This is a genomic window from Hymenobacter armeniacus, from assembly GCF_014699055.1.
In the GTDB taxonomy this organism is placed as follows: Bacteria; Bacteroidota; Bacteroidia; order Cytophagales; family Hymenobacteraceae; genus Hymenobacter; species Hymenobacter armeniacus.
In genome coordinates, this window is record NZ_JACXAC010000006.1 from 541,347 (window position 1) to 558,338 (window position 16,992).

The 16,992-nt window shown below is 65.4% G+C and carries 11 protein-coding genes; 3 read left to right on the plus strand and 8 right to left on the minus strand.

Annotated elements, in window-relative coordinates:
- Nucleotides 1–2: 2 nt before the first annotated feature.
- From IC234_RS19765 to IC234_RS19795, 7 genes are all read right to left on the minus strand, one after another.
- On the minus strand, nt 3–938 hold the full coding sequence (locus IC234_RS19765) for a phosphoribosylformylglycinamidine synthase subunit PurQ (RefSeq protein ID WP_190928060.1): 936 nt from the start codon (nt 936–938) through the stop codon (nt 3–5).
- 41 nt (nt 939–979) lie between these two features.
- Complete coding sequence (locus IC234_RS19770; RefSeq protein ID WP_190928062.1) at nt 980–4,045, minus strand: phosphoribosylformylglycinamidine synthase subunit PurL; 3,066 nt, start codon at nt 4,043–4,045, stop codon at nt 980–982.
- A gap of 173 nt (nt 4,046–4,218) precedes the next feature.
- Complete coding sequence (pyrE, locus tag IC234_RS19775) at nt 4,219–4,848, minus strand: orotate phosphoribosyltransferase (RefSeq protein WP_190928065.1); 630 nt, start codon at nt 4,846–4,848, stop codon at nt 4,219–4,221.
- A 51-nt stretch (nt 4,849–4,899) separates the two neighbouring features.
- Nucleotides 4,900–5,679, minus strand: coding sequence for an orotidine-5'-phosphate decarboxylase (gene pyrF, locus IC234_RS19780; RefSeq protein WP_190928067.1), 780 nt, complete (start codon nt 5,677–5,679; stop codon nt 4,900–4,902).
- A 49-nt stretch (nt 5,680–5,728) separates the two neighbouring features.
- Nucleotides 5,729–6,577: a dihydroorotate dehydrogenase gene (locus tag IC234_RS19785; RefSeq protein WP_190928069.1), complete on the minus strand. Its 849-nt coding sequence runs from the start codon at nt 6,575–6,577 to the stop codon at nt 5,729–5,731.
- 112 nt (nt 6,578–6,689) lie between these two features.
- Nucleotides 6,690–6,887, minus strand: a complete 198-nt coding sequence (locus IC234_RS19790; RefSeq protein ID WP_190928071.1) for a hypothetical protein — start codon at nt 6,885–6,887, stop codon at nt 6,690–6,692.
- Between the two features lie 344 nt (nt 6,888–7,231).
- Nucleotides 7,232–8,119, minus strand: coding sequence for a DNA/RNA non-specific endonuclease (locus IC234_RS19795; RefSeq protein WP_190928073.1), 888 nt, complete (start codon nt 8,117–8,119; stop codon nt 7,232–7,234).
- Between the two features lie 277 nt (nt 8,120–8,396).
- Between IC234_RS19795 and IC234_RS19800 the strand changes: the two genes are divergently transcribed.
- Entirely contained in the window at nt 8,397–10,001 is a 1,605-nt protein-coding gene (locus IC234_RS19800) for a hypothetical protein (RefSeq protein ID WP_190928075.1), read from the plus strand.
- An 80-nt stretch (nt 10,002–10,081) separates the two neighbouring features.
- Here the strand turns inward: IC234_RS19800 and IC234_RS19805 are convergent, their stop codons facing one another.
- Nucleotides 10,082–12,298: a hypothetical protein gene (locus IC234_RS19805; RefSeq protein WP_190928077.1), complete on the minus strand. Its 2,217-nt coding sequence runs from the start codon at nt 12,296–12,298 to the stop codon at nt 10,082–10,084.
- Nucleotides 12,299–12,669: 371 nt separating this feature from the next.
- On the opposite strand from IC234_RS19805, the gene IC234_RS19810 reads away from it, so the two are divergent.
- Nucleotides 12,670–14,031 carry a sigma-54-dependent transcriptional regulator gene (locus tag IC234_RS19810; protein ID WP_190928079.1) on the plus strand — a complete coding sequence of 454 codons (1,362 nt, stop codon included), beginning with the start codon at nt 12,670–12,672 and terminating at the stop codon, nt 14,029–14,031.
- A gap of 66 nt (nt 14,032–14,097) precedes the next feature.
- Nucleotides 14,098–16,980 (plus strand): PAS domain S-box protein, encoded by a 2,883-nt coding sequence (locus tag IC234_RS19815; protein ID WP_190928081.1) that lies wholly within the window; start codon nt 14,098–14,100, stop codon nt 16,978–16,980.
- Nucleotides 16,981–16,992: the final 12 nt, after the last annotated feature.

A 16,992-nucleotide genomic window follows, 5' to 3' on the forward strand; every position in this document is an offset into this window, starting at 1 on the left:
GACTACTTCTGAGTGGCTAATTCCGCCGCGGGTGTGGCGGCACTGCGCGCGTGGGCAATGTGCGCCACGATGTTCTTAAAAATGCGAAGCCCCTCCCCTTCCTCACCGGCGTGGGGGTTTTGGCGCCGGCGCCGCGCCCAGTCCGGGTGGTTGTAGGCCGACAAAAACGCCTCGGGGTGCGGCATCAGGCCAAACACCTGGCCCGTGGGGTCCGTCAGGCCGGCGCAGTTCAGGGCCGCGCCGTTGGGGTTGAAGGGGTACACGTGGGTGCCGTCGCCGTTGGCGTCGAGGTAGCTCAGGCAGTTGAGGCCGCTGGCTTCGATGCGCTGCTGCAGGGCGGCGTCCGGAATCACGAGGCGGCCTTCGCCGTGGCGCACGGGCACCTCCAGCGTGTCGATGCCTGTGAGGAAGGGCGTGGTGGTGTTGGGGTTCACGCGCAGCGTCACCCACCGGTCTTCGTAGCGGCCGCTGGCGTTGTGGGTCAGGGTCACTTCGGGGGTCACGTTGCCGCCCAGGTTGGGCAGCAGGCCCAGCTTCACGAGCACCTGAAAGCCGTTGCAGATGCCGAGCACAAACTTGCCGTCGGCGATGAACTGCCGGATGTCGTCGAGCAGCGTGCGGCCATTGGCGCCGGTCTGGCGGTAGCGCAGCTTATTGGCCAGCACCACGCCCGAGCCCAGGTCGTCGCCGAAGGAAAAGCCGCCGGGGAAGTTCAGAACATCAAAATCGTGGATGCTCACTTGCCCGTGCAGCACTTGGTTGAGGTGCACGATGGTGGGCTCGGCGCCCGCCAGACGATAGGCGGCCGCAAATTCTTCTTCGCAGTTGATGCCAAAGCCGGTCAGAATCAGGGCGCGCACGGCGGCGGAGGCACCGCCGGCCTGGGTTTGTGCTTCCGATTGAACTTTATGTGCTGCCTCCTGGGCTTCTTGTACCATTTCTAAAGTGTTTTGGGCCGATGGGTTGTCGTCTTGTGCCATTACACAGCGGGCGGGTGGTTGAGGTGGGCCACTTCGCCCACGCCCAGCAGCTGATTCACCGGCCCGTTGCTCCAGATGCTGCGCAAGGTGGCCGCATCGGCCGAAATCACCGTGCTGCCCGCGTGCCGCACCAGCAGCCGCGCTTCTTTGGTTACCAGGCCCAGGCGGGTGGCCCGCTGGCCCAGCAGCTGCTCAAACGCCACCACGTCTTCGGGCGCCACCGTGGCCAGGAAGCGCGAGTGCGATTCTGAAAACAGCTGCACCGGCAGCGGCAGGCCCGTGGCGGGCAGCTCAATGCTGGCGCCGCAGTCGTAGCCGAAGGTGCACTCGGCCAGGGCCACGGCCAGGCCGCCGTCGCTCAGGTCGTGGCAGGACTGAATCAGGTGCTGGTCGTTGGCCTGGCCCACGAGGGTGTACAGCGCCTTGGCTTTCTCGAAATCAACCTTGGGCACGTTGGCGCCCAGCTGGCCGTGCAGGGCGTAGTATTCGGAGCCGCCCAACTCGTCGTAGGTTTCGCCCAGCAGGTACACCACATCATCGGCCTGCTTGAAGTCGGAGGTGATGGCGCGGCGCACGTCTTCCATCTTGGCCGTCATCGAGTAGAGCACGGTGGGAGGCACCGAAATCTTCACGCCGTCGGCCTTGAAGTCGTTTTTCATCGAGTCCTTACCGCTGGTGAGCGGGATGCAGTAGGCCGCCGTGGCGTCGCGCAGGGCCTCGCACATGCGCACCAGCTTGGCCAGTTTCTGCTTGCCGTCGGAGTTCGTCGTGGCGTCGTACACCGAATCGGGTACGCAGAAATTGTCGTTTACCGACCAGAAAATGCCGTCGCCGGGCGTCAGGTTCGGCAGCTTGCCGCCCACCGCAATAATCTGGCGCACGGCCTCGTCAAACGAGCCGGCCGACATGTGGTAGGCGTCCAAATCGCCGTAGCGCGGCAGGATGCCGTTGCTCACGGCCACGCCCTCCCAGCTCTCGAAATTGAAGCGCACCACGGCCGCGTCCTGCGGGGCTTGGCCGGTGGCGCCCATCAGGGGCTTCACAATGGTGCGGCCCTTCACCTCGTGGTCGTACTGCCGAATGACCGACTCGCGCGAGCAGATATTGAGCGAGCCCAGCAGCTGGCCCAGCGTGGGGGTGTAGTCGGTAGCAGCCGGAATCTCCGGCTCCGCAGCGGCGGGTTTGGTCCACTCCGCTTCCAGGATTTTGCGCGGCACGCCCTCGTGCAAAAACTCCATGTTCAGCCGGGCCACCGGGGCGCCATCGAAGCGCACGTCCAGGAAACCGTCGGCGGTGAAGTAGCCGATGTCCGTCAGCTCCACCTCCATTTCCTGGCCCAGCGCCAGCAAGTCGGCCATCTTGCCGGGCTCCACCACCAGCGTAAACCGCTCCTGCGACTCGCTCACGAAAATCTCCCAGGGCCGCAGGCCGGGGTATTTCAGCGGCACGCGCTCCAGCTCCACCACTGCGCCGCCCGAGATGCCGGCCAGCTCGCCTACGGACGATGAGAGGCCGCCCGCGCCGTTGTCAGTGCTGCATTTCAGCAGGCCGCGGCGGGCCGCCAGCAGCAGGAAATCCATCGCCAGCTTCTGGGTGATGGGCGAGCCGATTTGCACGGCTGTGGCGGGCGCGGTTTCGTCTAGCTCAATCGAGGAGAACGTAGCTCCGTGAATACCGTCCTTACCTACCCGGCCACCGGCCATGATGATACGGTCGCCGGCATCGATAATTTTCTCCCAGGAGTCTTTGCCCGCGAATTGCATGGGCATCACCGCGCCGGTGCCGCAATACACCAGCGGCTTGCCGGCGTACCGGTCGTCGAACACAATGGCGCCGTTCACCGTCGGCACGCCCGACTTGTTGCCGCCGTCCTCAATGCCCTTGCGCACGCCTTCCAGAATGCGGCGCGGGTGCAGCTGCCCGGTCAGCAGCGGCCCGTCGTACTGCGGGTTGCCGAAGCACAGCACGTTGGTGTTGAACAGCAGCCGCGCCCCCCCAATGCCGGTGGCCAGCGGGTCGCGGTTGTTGCCCAAAATGCCTGTGATGGCCCCGCCGTAGGGGTCAATGGCCGAGGGCGAGTTGTGCGTTTCCACCTTCCACACAAACAGCGAATCGGGGTTGATGCGCACCGCGCCGGCGTTGTCCGAAAACACCTTAATCAGCCAGTCGTTGCCGTTGGCGCGCAGTTTGCGGTCCACTTCCGACGTGGCGTTTTTGATGTATGTTTTGAAGAGCGAATCAATCTGCTTTTCCTCGCCCGTTTCGGTGTCCTTGTAATTGATAATGGCCGCAAACTCCTTGTGCTTGCAGTGCTCCGACCACGTTTGGGCAATGATTTCCAGCTCGCAGTCGGTGGGGTCGGCGGGCAGGGCGGCGGCCTTCCGCTCCTCTTGTGTCTCAGGGGCAGCGAAGTAGTCGCGCACGGCGCGCATTTCCTCCAGGTTCAGCGCGTAGATGTTCTCCTTCGAGAGCTGCAGCAGCTCCGCGTCGCTCAGACCAGTGAGCGAAACAACCTCGGTAATGGCTTCGGCGCCGCCCCCGGGGCGCGGCGTGTAGTCGCGGATGCCATCGGCCACGCGGCCCACTTCCAGCCAGTTGATGAGCTTGTTGCCGAGCAGCTCTTCGGCAATGCGGCGCAGGTCGTCGGCCGGTAGGTCGTTTTCGAGCAGGTAGAGCTTCTTGCTGAAGATGTGCTGGGTGTGCACGTCCAGCGGCTCGTTCAGCAGGTCGGCCAGGGCGTTTTGGGCCGAGGTGCCTTCGTCGTCGGTCACGCCAGGGCGGCGGGCCTCCAGGATGTAAGTGGCGTAGCCATCGGCGCCGCTCAACTCGTTCAAGCGCACCTCATGCAGCACCGGGTCGGCGAGGCAGCGGGTGGCGAAGTCCCGCAGCTGGGTTTCGCTGAGGGGGTAGCGCACCGTGTAGAGGGCGGCGCTGCGCACGCGGCCGGTGCGCAGGCCCAGGTGGCGGGCGGCGGCTTCGGCCACGCGCTGGCCGTCGCCGTCGTGCTGGCCGGGTTTCAGCGTGAGCTGAATGGTGTGGGTGCTTTGGGCGGTGTTGTCGGACATTGATGCTATTCAGAATGTCAGAGAGACGACGTCATGCTGAGCGCAGCGCAGCGGAGCCGAAGCATCTCTACTTCATTAGTAAACCTTCTCTATTGCAACGAAGCGGGAGAGATGCTTTGGTCTCTGCTTGATTCGCAGAATACTCAGCATGACGTTCTTATTATTGCTCGCAACTAAAACGCTTTCTCCGGCCGGCTGCCCGGCTTCACCACCGGCACGCCGGCGGCACAGAGCGGGCAGGCATCGGGCTGGTAGGTGGCCGCTTGCACCGAGAGCAGCGCAAAGTGCGGAAAGTCGAGCCCGCCGGTGCCGCCGGTGCGGTCGATGAGCGAGGCCACGCCCAGCACCTCGGCGCCCAGCTCGCGCAGCACGCGGGCCACTTCCAGTGTGCTTTTGCCGGTGGTCACCACGTCTTCGGCAATGATGACTTTCTCGCCCGGGGCCACCGCAAAGCCGCGGCGCAGGGTCATCTGCCCCTCGGCGTCGCGCTCGGTGAAGATGCCGGGCACGCCCAGCTGCCGGGCCAGCTCGTAGCCTATCACCACGCCGCCCATGGCCGGGCCCACCACCACGTCGGGCTGCAGGTCGGCGGCCTGAATCTGGCCGGCCAGCGAGGCCGCGGCCGGGGCGGCCAGGTCGGGGCGGCGCAGGAAGCGGGCGCACTGCACGTAGGTATCGGAGTGCAGGCCCGACGACAGCCGGAAGTGCCCGCGCAGCAGGGCGTCTTCCTGCCGCAGCTGCTGCTCCAGCAGCTCGGCGTCGAGGGCAATGGCGGAAAGCGGGTTGTCGGGGGGTGAAGTCATTGGCTGAGGAGAGGTAAAAACGCAAAAAGCCGCGGTGAAGCGGCTTTGGGGTTAGGCGGGTTGCGGGCTCGTCACGGCCCGGTAGTGGTTGATTTCTTCTTGCAGTTCGCGGGCGGCGGCACCGGCGTCTTTGGCCTGCCAAATGCCCCGCGACGAGTTTATCAGCAGGCCGCTGCCGTCTTTGCGCAGACCCGCCCGCAGGGTGGCCGACAAGTCGCCGCCCTGCGCGCCAATGCCCGGCACCAGGAACCATTGCTCGGGGCAGGCGGCGCGGAGCTTGGCCACGGTGGCGGGCTCCGTAGCGCCCACCACCAGGCCCACCGTCGACTCGGTCAGCTCCTCGTCCATCAGGCGGGCCAGGCGGGCAGCCCAGTCGCTGATGGAGCCGCCCCGCGTCATGGCCGCGTCCTGCAGGCCGTGCACGGGCTTGTTGGAGGTTTTGGCCAGGGAGAATACTACTTTGCCGGGCCGGGCAAAGGGCCGGATGGTGTCGTCGCCCATGTAGGGGTTCACGGTCACGCCGTCGGCGCCCACCACGTCGTAGGCGAAGCGGGCGTACTGCTCGGCGGTGTTGGCGATGTCGCCGAATTTGCCATCCAGAATCACGGGGATGTCCGTGGGGATGCTGCGCACGGTTTGCTGGAGCAGGGCCACTCCGTTTTCACGGCTCAGAAAGAAGGCCAGATTGGGCTTGAAGGCGGCCGCGTAGGCGGCCGTCTCGGTTATTACTTCGTGCATGCGCTGCGCCACGGCGGCATCGTCGCCCGTGGGGTCGAGGCCCACGCACAGCAGGGAATTAGCAGTCTGAACACGGGTGATGAGCTTTTGCATGGCGGCGTGGTCGGTTGTGGGAATTTTGGGAGGGAGGGTGTGAAGCAGTTTATCGAGTTGCGGGGGCCATTTTCGCCACCTCGGCCGCGAGCCGCGCCGTGAGGCCCGGCGAGAGCCATTCGCCGCTGGCCACCTGCACGGCCTGGGCGCCCACGCGCAGGTAGTCCTGCACGTCGCGCAGCGTGAAAATGCCGCCCGTGCCGAAGATGGGCAGGTGCAGGTTGGCGTCGTTGGCCAGCTCCCACACGCAGCGCAGGGCCAGCGGCCGCAGCGCCTCGCCCGAGAGGCCGCCCACCAGGGGCGCGGCGCCGGAGTCGGCGGGCAGGTGCAGCACTTTCAGGGTGTTGGTGGCGGCCAGCGCGGTGGCGCCGCCTTCCTGGGCGCCCAGGGCCAGGCCCCGGATGTGGTCGGGCCACGGCGGCAGCTTCACTATCACGGCCGCGTCGGGACGCAGCTCGTTGCGCACGGCCTCGGTGGCTTCGCGCACGTAGCGGGCCGTGATGTCGGGGCCCGCGCCGGAGTGCGGCGCCGTGATGTACACTTCGAGGCCGGCAATCTGCTCGCCGGCTTCGCGCTGCAGGTAGCGCGCAATTTTGCGGAAGCCCGGCACGCCCGGCGCGGTCACGCTCACAAACACCGGCACGCCGAAGCGGCGCAGCCGCGGCAGGTGCTCCTGCACCAGCCCTTCGGCGCCTTCGGTGCGGATGTCGGTGCGGTTGAGCAGGGTTTGGTCGGCCACTTGCAGGATACCTTCGTCGCCGGGCAGGCCCGGGCGGGGCTCCATGGTCACGGTTTTGGTAAAAATCGCGCCCAGGTGCTCGCAACCGTCCCCGGCCAGGTCCCAGGGAGCGGTGGCCAGGCACACCGGATTTTGTAACGTAATGGCGCCGAGTTTCATGCTTCTTGTAGTTATCGACGGCTCGTTGGCGGTTGTCGGGCCGGATGCCGACCGCGGGCCGAGCCGCTTGCATTTAATGAGTGAGGGAACAGCGCCGAAGCGCCGGAATACCTTATCTATCCAAACCAGACGTGCATAAAAAAACCGTTTCGGAATCCGAAACGGTAACGGGGCAATAACCCAAAAAAACAGCGGCAATACCAGCAGAAAAATCGTGGAAACCGATGGCAGCGCAGACCTTCCGGTCTTCTCGCGGGCTGCTGCTGAGCAAGGTCCCGCGCTTCATCAACGGGTGTTTGGGGTGAAGCACGATGCAAAATTAAGAAAGCATTACACCCGGCCAACCTCAGGTAATGTTAACTTTAAATTGTGCGAAAATTTTCAGCCGGCGTTTTCGCCCTAACTGGCTAATCAGCGGATATTTCGGACTGTTTTTTTCACTTTAAAAAAAACTTGCTACTTCGTAACGCATTGCTTTGCAGCCACAAGCCGCCGTACCTTTAGCTTTCGCGTGCAGAAAGCTGCAAAGCATTCCTCCCGTCCGGCAACAGAAAAGGCCATGCAATACAAGGTATTGCATGGCCTTTTCTGTTGCCGGACGGCTTTCCGGTGTGTTGGTGAGGCGGAAGCCGTACCCGGTAGTCGAGCGCGCTATCAGCTCGTGGGGCCGGTGTCCACGCGCGACTCGATGGTGGCCTGCACCGTGCTGTTCACGGCCGAGAGAATGTTGTAGCCGGTGGCCTGCTCAATGGCGTCGACCGTGGTGCGGTAGCTGCCCCAGCTGGAGCTGATGCTGGTGGTGTTGGGCGTGTCGATGGCGATGATGCGCGTGCTGGTGGTGACGCGGCTGGCATCGGAGCTGCCTTCGGGCAATACCACCACGACTTTCCAGCAGCGGGCCGGCACCGTGATTTTGCCGCTCGCAATGGTGGTGGCGTAGCCGTTCACGCCGGTGCCGCCGCTGCCGTAGCTGCCGCAGATGACGTAGAGTTCGTAGCCTTGGCTCACGAGGGTGCGCTCGTAGTTTTCGAGGTTGGCCCAGGTTTGCTGGTTGTTGTTGGCGGCCTGGGGCATCATGTTGGTCATGAGGAACGTGGCCGAGTTGTCGGCCACCGAGCCCGTACGGTCGGCCGAGGGGCAGTTGTGGCCGCGGTCGAAGCCCGAGCCGGTGTAGCTGCTGCTGGTGGCGTGAAACCAAGTGCTGGGCAGCGTGGCGTCGGAGGCGAAGTTGTCCTGGCGGGGGGTGCTGCCCAGCCAGGCGCTGCTCAGGTGCCAGCTCACCCAGTTCGGCTTGCCCTTGTCGCGGCTATACGACAGGCTGTACTGGGTTTTGGTCATCAGGTAGTTGTTGGGGTAGTTGGTGGCGTCGGTCACGGCCCCGCTGGGGTTGCCCATGGCCAGGTTGCTGTCGCGGGTGGCGTCCTGGTTCACCACGGCTGCGGTAGGACCAGCGGCCGGAGCCACCTGTGCATCGCGCGAACACGAAACCGCCAGGGCCGCGAGCAGCGCCATGCTGCCCATGCGTAAAAAGTTTTGCTTCATAAAAAGATGGTGGGATGAGATGGTGAATGGTGCCCACAAAATTCCGACACCGGCATTGCGGGGCCACCGCCGCAATGTTACGTCTCGGTTATCATTATCCGAGGGGCCGCACCCACAAGATTTTGGCCTTGATACTCAGCTTTTTTGGAATGATGTTTGAGGATATAAATCCTTCATTATTGCAAAATAATAACGTTGAGGTGCTAGCCCATTGCGACTGGGCGCAGCCCCTTGGCACTCATTCCTTTCACCCTTTTTCCTTTTTCATATGCATAAAATGCTACGGTATTCTTGGGCTCTGGTCCTCATTGGGCTGCTGTGGGCCCGGCCGGCGGCCGCCAGCCACATGCAGGGCGGCGACCTCACCTACGCCGCGCTGGGCAACAACCGCTACCTCGTCACGCTGCACATCTACCGCGACTGTTCCGGCATCACGCTGTCGCCCTTCACGCTGGAATGCCGCTCGGGCGGGTGCAACACCGCGGCCACCGTCACGGCGCCGTTTGTGCAGGTGGGGCCCGGGGTGGCGGCCCGGCAGTATTGCGCCACGCTGAACGGCGTGTGCAACAGCACCATCACCAACACCGAAGCCTTCACTTACACCGCCACCGTGACCCTGCCGCCGGCCGCGCGCTGGGTGCTCAGCACCTTCCAGAACGCCCGCCCCGCCACCGCCAACATTGCCAACCCCGGCGACCTCTACTTCGAGGCCACGCTGAGCAACCTGGTGCCCGGGCCCGGCACCACCGGCCTGGCCATCGCCAACAGCTCGCCGGTGAGCAGCGTGCAGCCGGCCTTCTTTGTGCCGGTGCACCGCCTTTCCACCCTCAGCAACAACGCCTTCGACCCCGACGGCGACTCGCTGGTGTACTCGCTCGAAACGCCCCTGGAGGCTTGCAACACGCCCATCACGTTCAGTCCCTACCCGGCCTCTACCCCTACCGTGCTCAGCAGCAACCCCTTGTGCGTGTATCAGCCCATGCCCATCGGCAACTACAGCGCCACGCTACCGATTGCGGTGGACATGGACACCGTGGGTACCTGCCCGCAAAAATCCGGCGTAAACCCCCGCTTCCGCTTCGACGCGCGCACGGGCTCCATCAGCCTGCAGCCCGGCTCCTACAACAGCACGGCGCTCCCGGCCACCGGGGTCAACAAATACGCGGCGGCCGTTAAAATCAGCGAGTACCGGCGCCTCAACGGCAGCTATGTGCTCATTGGCACCACGCGCCGCGAGCTGTACTTCATGGTATACGATTGCGGCACCAACCTGCTGCCCGTGGTGAGCCCGCTGCTCACGGTGCAAAACGGCACCCGCACCACCACGCAGACGCTGAGCCAGGTCATCCCGGCCCTCGCCGGCGAACCGGTTTCGGTGCTGATAACGGCCACCGACCGCAACGCCGGCCAGACCCTCACCCTTACCCTGGATTACAATGCCATGCCTGGCACCACGCTGCAAAACCTCGGCAACGGCCAGGCCCGCCTCACGTTCACCCCGCCGCTGAACACCACGCCCGGCCTGTACCGCGTGGCCGTGACGGCCGAAGACGACGCCTGCCCCATCAAAGGCAGCGAGACGCAGCTGCTCACCTTCCGGGTGTCGGCCAGCGGGCCGCTGGCCACCCGCACCGCCGCGGCGCCGCACCCCACCGCCTACCCCACGCCGTTCACCCAGGAAGTGCGCTTCCAGCTGAGCACGCCCGGCGCCCAAACCCTCACCATCTGCGACCAGTTGGGCCGCGCCGTGGCCACCGTGCGCAGCCAGCCCGACGGCTCGGTGCGCTGGCTGCCCGCCGCCGAGCTGCCCGCCGGCCTCTACCTCGCCCGCCCTGCCGATGGGGGCCCGGCCGTGCGCCTGCTCCGCAGCGCCGCGCAATAGCCCGCAACGGTGCTCTTTTCAATTCAAAAGCCCTGCCGATACGAATCGGCAGGGCTTTTTTGCAGAAAGGTCAGGTGTGATTAGCGAGCCCCGACTACCAGCCGCTGGGTGGCCAGCGCTTGGCCGGCGGCGCCGCGCAGCACCACGTGGTAGAGGCCGGGCGCGAGGGCCGGCATGGCCACGTTGGCAGCGGCGTTGGGCACGGCCACTTGGCCCACCAGTTGGCCCAGCTGTGAGTAGGCCTGCACCACGCCGCCCGTGGCGGGCAGGTTGGGGCAGTGCACCAGCACAGCGCGGGCATCGGTGGCAGGGTTGGGGTATACTTCAAGTTGCGGGGCCGCCGCGGCCGACTTGCCGACGGCCACCGACACGATGGAAGACAGCGTGCTGCTGCCGTCGTAGTCTACCTGGCGCAGGCGGTAGTACACCACGGCCACGCCCAGGGCGCCGGCTTCGGCATCGCGCAGCTTGTAGCTCAGGCTGCGGGTGCTGCTGCCGGCAGCGTCTACCCGGCCCACGGCCGCAAACGGCACGTCGACGCCGGTGGAGCGCTCCACCACAAAGTGGCTGCTGTTTTTCTCCGAAGCCGTGGTCCAGGCTACGTCGGCGCCGTTGTTGGCCCACTTGGCGCCGAAGGACGTCAGCTGCACCGGCAGCGGCGTGATGATGGACGGGATGCCGCCGGTTTTGTCGTCGGCGAAGGCGTAGTGGATGGGAAAGCTGGTGAGTGCCGAGGCGCCAGCCGAGGCGGTGATTTGCACCGACGCGAAGGGACGGGTGGTGAGGAAGGAAATTTCCTGGCGGCCGTCGGGCAGCAAGGTCAGGGAGAGCAAGGAGCTGCCCGAGGCGCTTTCGAGCACCTTGCCGTCGGCGTCGTAGGTAGTCAGGGTCAGTTGGTCGAGCAGCGTGGCGTCGAGCAGGCCGGTGCCGTTGCCCACCACCATGCCGGCGCGGTTGCCGGCGGTGCCGGTGCCGTTCAGGGCCAGCTTCAGCTCGGCGGTGGTGAGCAGGCCGGTGGGGATGTTCATGGTGGCCACCGTGCTGGGGTCGTTGTCGGCCGCGCCTTGCGGGTTGGTCACGCCGCAGGGCCCGAGAACGCAGATGCCAGTGGTGTTGGTGGCGTATTTGCCAGCCGTCTGGCCCACCGGAAAGTCCGACTGCACGTGCGTGGTGCCCTCAAAGGCGCGGGGCTCGACGCCAAAGCCGTAATACAGCTTCAGGTCATCAAGCACCGACACCAGGCCGATGCGCTCAATCTTCACCTCATCGAAGGGCAGCTTGGTGCGGAAGCTCACCTGGTATTTGCCGTCGGGCAGCGCGTGCAGTTCCAGCAGCTCGGCGCCGGTGGCGGTTTCGCCGGTGGGGAGGCCGTCGCGGTAGGTGCTCAGGCGCAGGCCCGACAAGATGCTCAGGTCCAGCAGGTCGTCGTTGCCAATCACAAAGCCGGCGTAGTAGCCGCCCGGGGCGTCGAGGTTGCTGGCCAGCTTCACCGACAACGCCGCCGGGCACGACACGGTGGCCAGGCTGTTGAAGGTGGCGTAGTTGGTTAGGTCGTTGTCGACGGCCCGCTCGGGGTTGCTCACCCCGGCCCCCACGCAGGCGCTAATCACGCCCGCATTCGAAGTGCCCGCGCCGTAGTATTGCGACAGGGCCGCGCCGCTGGCGGTGAACTGCGACAACGCCCCCTTGGCCTGCGGCTGTACCAACGACGGCACAGCGTAGGCGTAGTGAACGTTGAGCTTGAACGACACCGAGGCCAGGCCACCTACTTCAAGCTGCACGTGCGTAAACGGCGCCTTGGCCACAAACTCCAGTTGCGTGGGCCGCGTGCTGCCCAGCAGCAAGTCGCGCGCCACTTCGGCCGATACCAACCACGACTCCCTCCACTGCGCGCCGTCATAGGTAGAGAGGGTAATCACGTTCACCAGGCTCAGGTTGAGCAGGTTGGAAGACGTCGTGGCGTTGCTCACCAGCACGCCGGCGCGGTCGCCCGCTGCACCGCCGGTCCCACTCAGCCCCAGCCGGATGCTGGCCGTCGAGGCCACGCTGAGGAAAGTGTTGAGAACGGCGTAATTGGTTAGGTCCGCGTCGGCGGCAAACCCGGGGTTTTGCACTCCGCTTTCCACCCCCAGAAAAGTCTTTTGGTAAGGGGTGTAGTTTGAGTAGACGTTGGAAGTCGAGTAAGCTGGCGACGGGGAAGCCAGCGCCGCGCCTGTGCCCAGTGATAAGACTAGGGCGGCCAGCAACCACGTCCGCAACCGGACCAACGATGTAGCAGTGGGAGTAAAGAATTGCATGATAGTCGTAGAAAATATTTGAAAGTTTGGCACCCTGCCGCTCCATTTCATGCAATTCCGCGGCCATCAAGCCGCTTCCGTACTCTCTGCCTAAGTATCAACTACATAGTTTTTTTGGCTTGCTTTGCGCTTGTCTCAATTTGGGATTTTGTTCCTAAAACTAGAATACAAGAAAAAATCATGCGCAATCCGGCAGTCATTTCACTTCGTATATGCCTCATTTTGTCAGTTATTTTAACAAGAATGTTAATTTCGGCTTATTTTTGCAATATAACTTTTCCAATGCCGTCCGTACAGGAAAGCTTCTGCTTTGCTTAAGTGCTTAGCCAGGCAGCAGCCAAGCCTTGCTTGTTTCACACTTTCTCTCTTCTATGATGCCTACTCTACCGTTTAAGATTTTCGTGGTGGAAGACAACGAGTGGTACGGCGAGCTGCTGGTGCACCGCCTGGGCCAGAACCCCAACCACAGTGTGCACCGCTTTGCTACGGCCAAGGCCTGCCTCGAGCAACTGGGAGAACAGCCCGATTTTATCACCCTCGACTATTCCCTGCCCGACGCCAAGGGCGAGCAAGTGCTGCGCCAGATAAAGGAACGGCTGCCCGGCGTGGAAGTCCTCGTCATTTCGGGGCAGGAAGACGTGGGCACGGCCGTTAGCATGCTCCGCCAAGGCGCTTACGACTACTTGGTGAAGGACGAAAACACCCTCGACCGCCTTTGGAACATTGTGGGCAAGGTGGAGCAGCAGGCCCGCCTGCGCCGCGAAAACAACCAGCTGCGCCGGCAAATAGGCGCGCGCTACGGCGCCGGGCAGCCCATTCTGGGCGAGCACCCCACCATGCAGCACGTGCAAACGCTCATTGCCAAAGCTGCCCGCACCACCATTACCGTGAGCGTAAGCGGCGAAACCGGCACCGGCAAGGAGCTGGTGGCCAAGGCCATTCACTTCCAATCGAGCCGGGCCACCTTGCCGTTCGTGGCCGTTAATATGGCGGCCATCCCGCGCGAGCTGGTGGAGAGCGAGCTGTTTGGCCATGAAAAAGGGGCCTTCACGGGGGCCGTGGCCCGCCGCGTGGGCCGCCTCGAAGAAGCCAACGGCGGCACCTTGTTTCTGGACGAAATTGCCGACCTGGACCTCAGCCTGCAGGCCAAGCTGCTGCGCGTGCTGCAGGAGCGGGAAGTGACGCGCGTGGGCGGCAACCAGGCCATTGCCTTCGACGTGCGCCTGATAGTGGCCACGCACCGCGACCTGCTGGCCGAAGTGCAGGCCGGCCGCTTCCGCGAAGACCTGTACTACCGCCTGCTGGGCCTGCCCATTGCGCTGCCGCCGCTGCGCCAGCGCGGCGCCGACGTGCTGCTGCTGGCCGAAGTGTTTGTGCGCGACTTTTGCTACCAGAACAACCTGCCGCCGCGCCAACTCACCGACGACGCCCGCGAGCGGCTGCGCGCCCACCCGTTTCCCGGCAACGTGCGCGAACTGAAGGCCGTGGTCGAGCTGGCCACCGTGCTGGCCGACGGCGATCTGATTGACGGCGACGACCTGCCCCTGCGCGCCGGGCGGGCCACCACCATCGGGCCCGGCAGCCAGCTCTCGCTGCGCGAGCAAACCACGGCCATCGTGCAAAGCTGCCTCGACGAGATGGACGGCGACGTGCTGGCGGTGGCGGCGCGCCTGCACATCGGCAAGTCCACCATTTACCGCATGATTCAGCAACAGGAGCTGCGCGTGAGCTAGCCGACGGGCGTGCCGCCCGTATCGTACTTTGCCGTTCCGTTGGCCCCGTTTTCTTCTGCTATTCCGATGATGCGCCGCTCCCGTTCTCCTCGCCTGGCCCGCCGCGCCCCGGTACCGGCCGCGCGGCGCGCGGTGGCGCGAGAAACCCATTCGGAGAGCCCCCACCGGCCGGTGCCCGAGGCGCCCCTCTTTGGCAATGGGCTGGCCGACAAGGTCCCGCTCATCCTGTTCAGCTACGACGCCCAGCGCCGCCAGCTGCTGCACTGCAACCGCCACTGCGAAACCGTGCTCGGCTTCACGCCCCGCGACCTGGTGAGCCAGGGACACCTGCTGGGGCCCAACATGCTGCACCCCATTTCGCTGGCTCGTGTGCAGAGCACCAACCTGAACGTGCTGCTCGACCAGGACCGTGACCTGACTTGGGACTGCCGCGTGCGCCACCGCGACGGCGACTGGCGCTGGCTCCGCATCCGGGTGCGCGCCAGCGCCTGGACGCCCGACGGGCAGGTGCGCGAGCTGATGGGCAGCGCCGAAGACGTGAGCCGCCACCGCGCCGCGGTGGAAGAGCTGCGCCACAACCGCCACCTGCTGCGCCAAGTGGTGGACCTGGTGCCCAACCTGATTTACATCTACGACCTGCGCCTGGAGCGCAACACCTACTCCAACCGCCGCATTGAGCTGGTGCTGGGCTACACCAGCGAAGAACTGCTGGCTTTCCCCGACGGCGCCCTGCTGCCCGGCCTGATGCCCCCCGAGGCCCAGCAGCGCCTGCGCGAGCACTGGGCCGCCGTGGCCCGCCTGCCCCAGGGCGAAGTGCTGACCCTGGAATTTTCCGCCCGCCACCGCAACGGCTCCCTGCGCTGGCTGCGCAGCAGCCACACGCCCTTTGCCCGCGATGCCGACGGCACCGTCACGAGCATTATTGGCGTGGCCGAAGACATCACCGACCGGCGCGCCACCGACGCCCACCGCCGCGCGGCCGGCGAGCGGCTGGCCGAGCAGCACCGCCTGTTCCGGCAGGTAATAGACGCCCTGCCCCACCCCATCTACCTCAAAGACGGGCACGGCAACTACTTGCTGGCCAACCGCGCCCTGGCCGCGCTGTATGGGCTGACGCCCGACGAGCTGGTGCGGTTTGGGGCGGCTGGCGTGCCCGCCGTGACCACCGCCGAGCTGGCTCGCTACCAGGAGCAGGACCGCCAGGTGCTGGCCACCGGCGAAGACCTCATCCTGGAGGAATCGTACACCTATCCGGACGGCACGGTGTCGTGGTTCAGCAGCGTGAAGCGCCTGTTTGAGCGCGCCGACGGCACGGCCCAGGTGCTGGGCGTCGACAGCGACATCAGCGAGCTCAAGCGCACGCAGCAGGCCCTGGAGCAGGCCATTGGCGAAGCCCAGGTAGACGCCCAGGCCAAACAGGACTTTCTGGCCAACATGAGCCACGAGATTCGGACGCCGCTGCACGGCATTCTGGGCCTGACCGGGGTGTTGTCGAAAACCACGCTCAGCCGCAGCCAGCACGACTACCTGCGCCTGCTGGCCGAATCGGCCGAGCACTTGCTGAACGTGCTGAACGACGTGCTAACCACCGCCCGCCTGGGCGCTGGCAAGCTGCGCGCCGAGCGCACGCCCTTCGACCCCGACGAGCTCCTGACCGGCTGCGCGGCGCTGCTGCGGCCCCGGGCCCGCGAAAAGGGCCTGCGCCTGCGCCTCGACAAGCCCGCCCACCTGCCCCAGGTGCTGGGCGACGCCCACCGGCTGCGCCAGGTGCTGCTCAACCTGGTCAGCAACGCCCTTAAGTTTACTGAGGAAGGGCAGGTGCGGCTGCGCTGCCGAACGGTGCCCGGCCCGAGCCTGCACGCCGCCCCCGTGGGCACCGTGTGGCTGCAGTTCGCGGTGAGCGACACGGGCGTGGGCATAGCGCCCGAAACCCTCGAGAAAGTGTTTGAGCCCTTCACGCAGGCCACGGCCAGCACCGACCGCGAATACGGCGGTTCGGGCCTGGGGCTCAGCATTTCGGAGGGGTTGGTGCGCCTCATGGGCGGCACCCTGCGCGTGTGCAGCGAGCTGGGCCAGGGCAGCACCTTCGCCTTCACACTGCCCTTTCAGCCGGTGCTGGCGGCAGCGCCCGAGCCAGAACAGGCCCCCGCCGCGCCGCCCGCCGAAACGGTGGCCGGCCGCATCCTGCTGGTGGAAGACAACATGGTGAACAGCCTGCTGGCCGAAACCGTGCTGCGCAACTGGGGCTGGCAGGTGACCACCGCCGCTAGCGGCCTGGCGGCCATTCAGCTGTTTGAGCACCGGCCCTTCGACCTCGTGCTCATGGACATTCAGATGCCGGGCATGGACGGCGAAACCGCCGCCCGCGCCCTGCGCGCCCACCCCGACGCCACCCGGGCCGCCACGCCCATCATCGCCCTCACGGCCCGCGCCCAGGCCGGCGAGGCCGAGCGCCTCAAAGCCACGGGCTTTGCCGGCTACTTGGCCAAGCCCTACCGCGAAGAACAACTCCTCGAAACCATGCAGGAAGTACTGGCCCGGCACCGCCCCGCCCCCGAACCTGCCTCACCTCATCAACCTCTATTTTCCATGCCCTCTGCAGCTCCCCTCTACGACTTGAGCAACGTGCGCCAGCTGGTGCGCCACGACGAAGCCATTGTGCGCCGCTTGGCCTGGGCGTTCATCGAAACCACGCCGGCCATCCTCACCGCCCTCGACGAGGCCCTGACCAAGCCCGACTGGGAAGCCGTGGGTGACGCCGCCCACCACCTCAAAAGCTCCCTCGACGGGCTGGGCGTGGAAAGCCTGCGTCAGGTCATCCGCGAAATAGAAGCCTACGGCGAAAATGCCCCCGAGCCGGCGGCAGCGGCTCAGAAAGTGGCCCAGGTACGCGCCGTGACCGAAGAGGTGATGGCCGCGCTGCGCACCGAGTTTCCGGAGCAGGCGTGAAGCAAAAGCCGA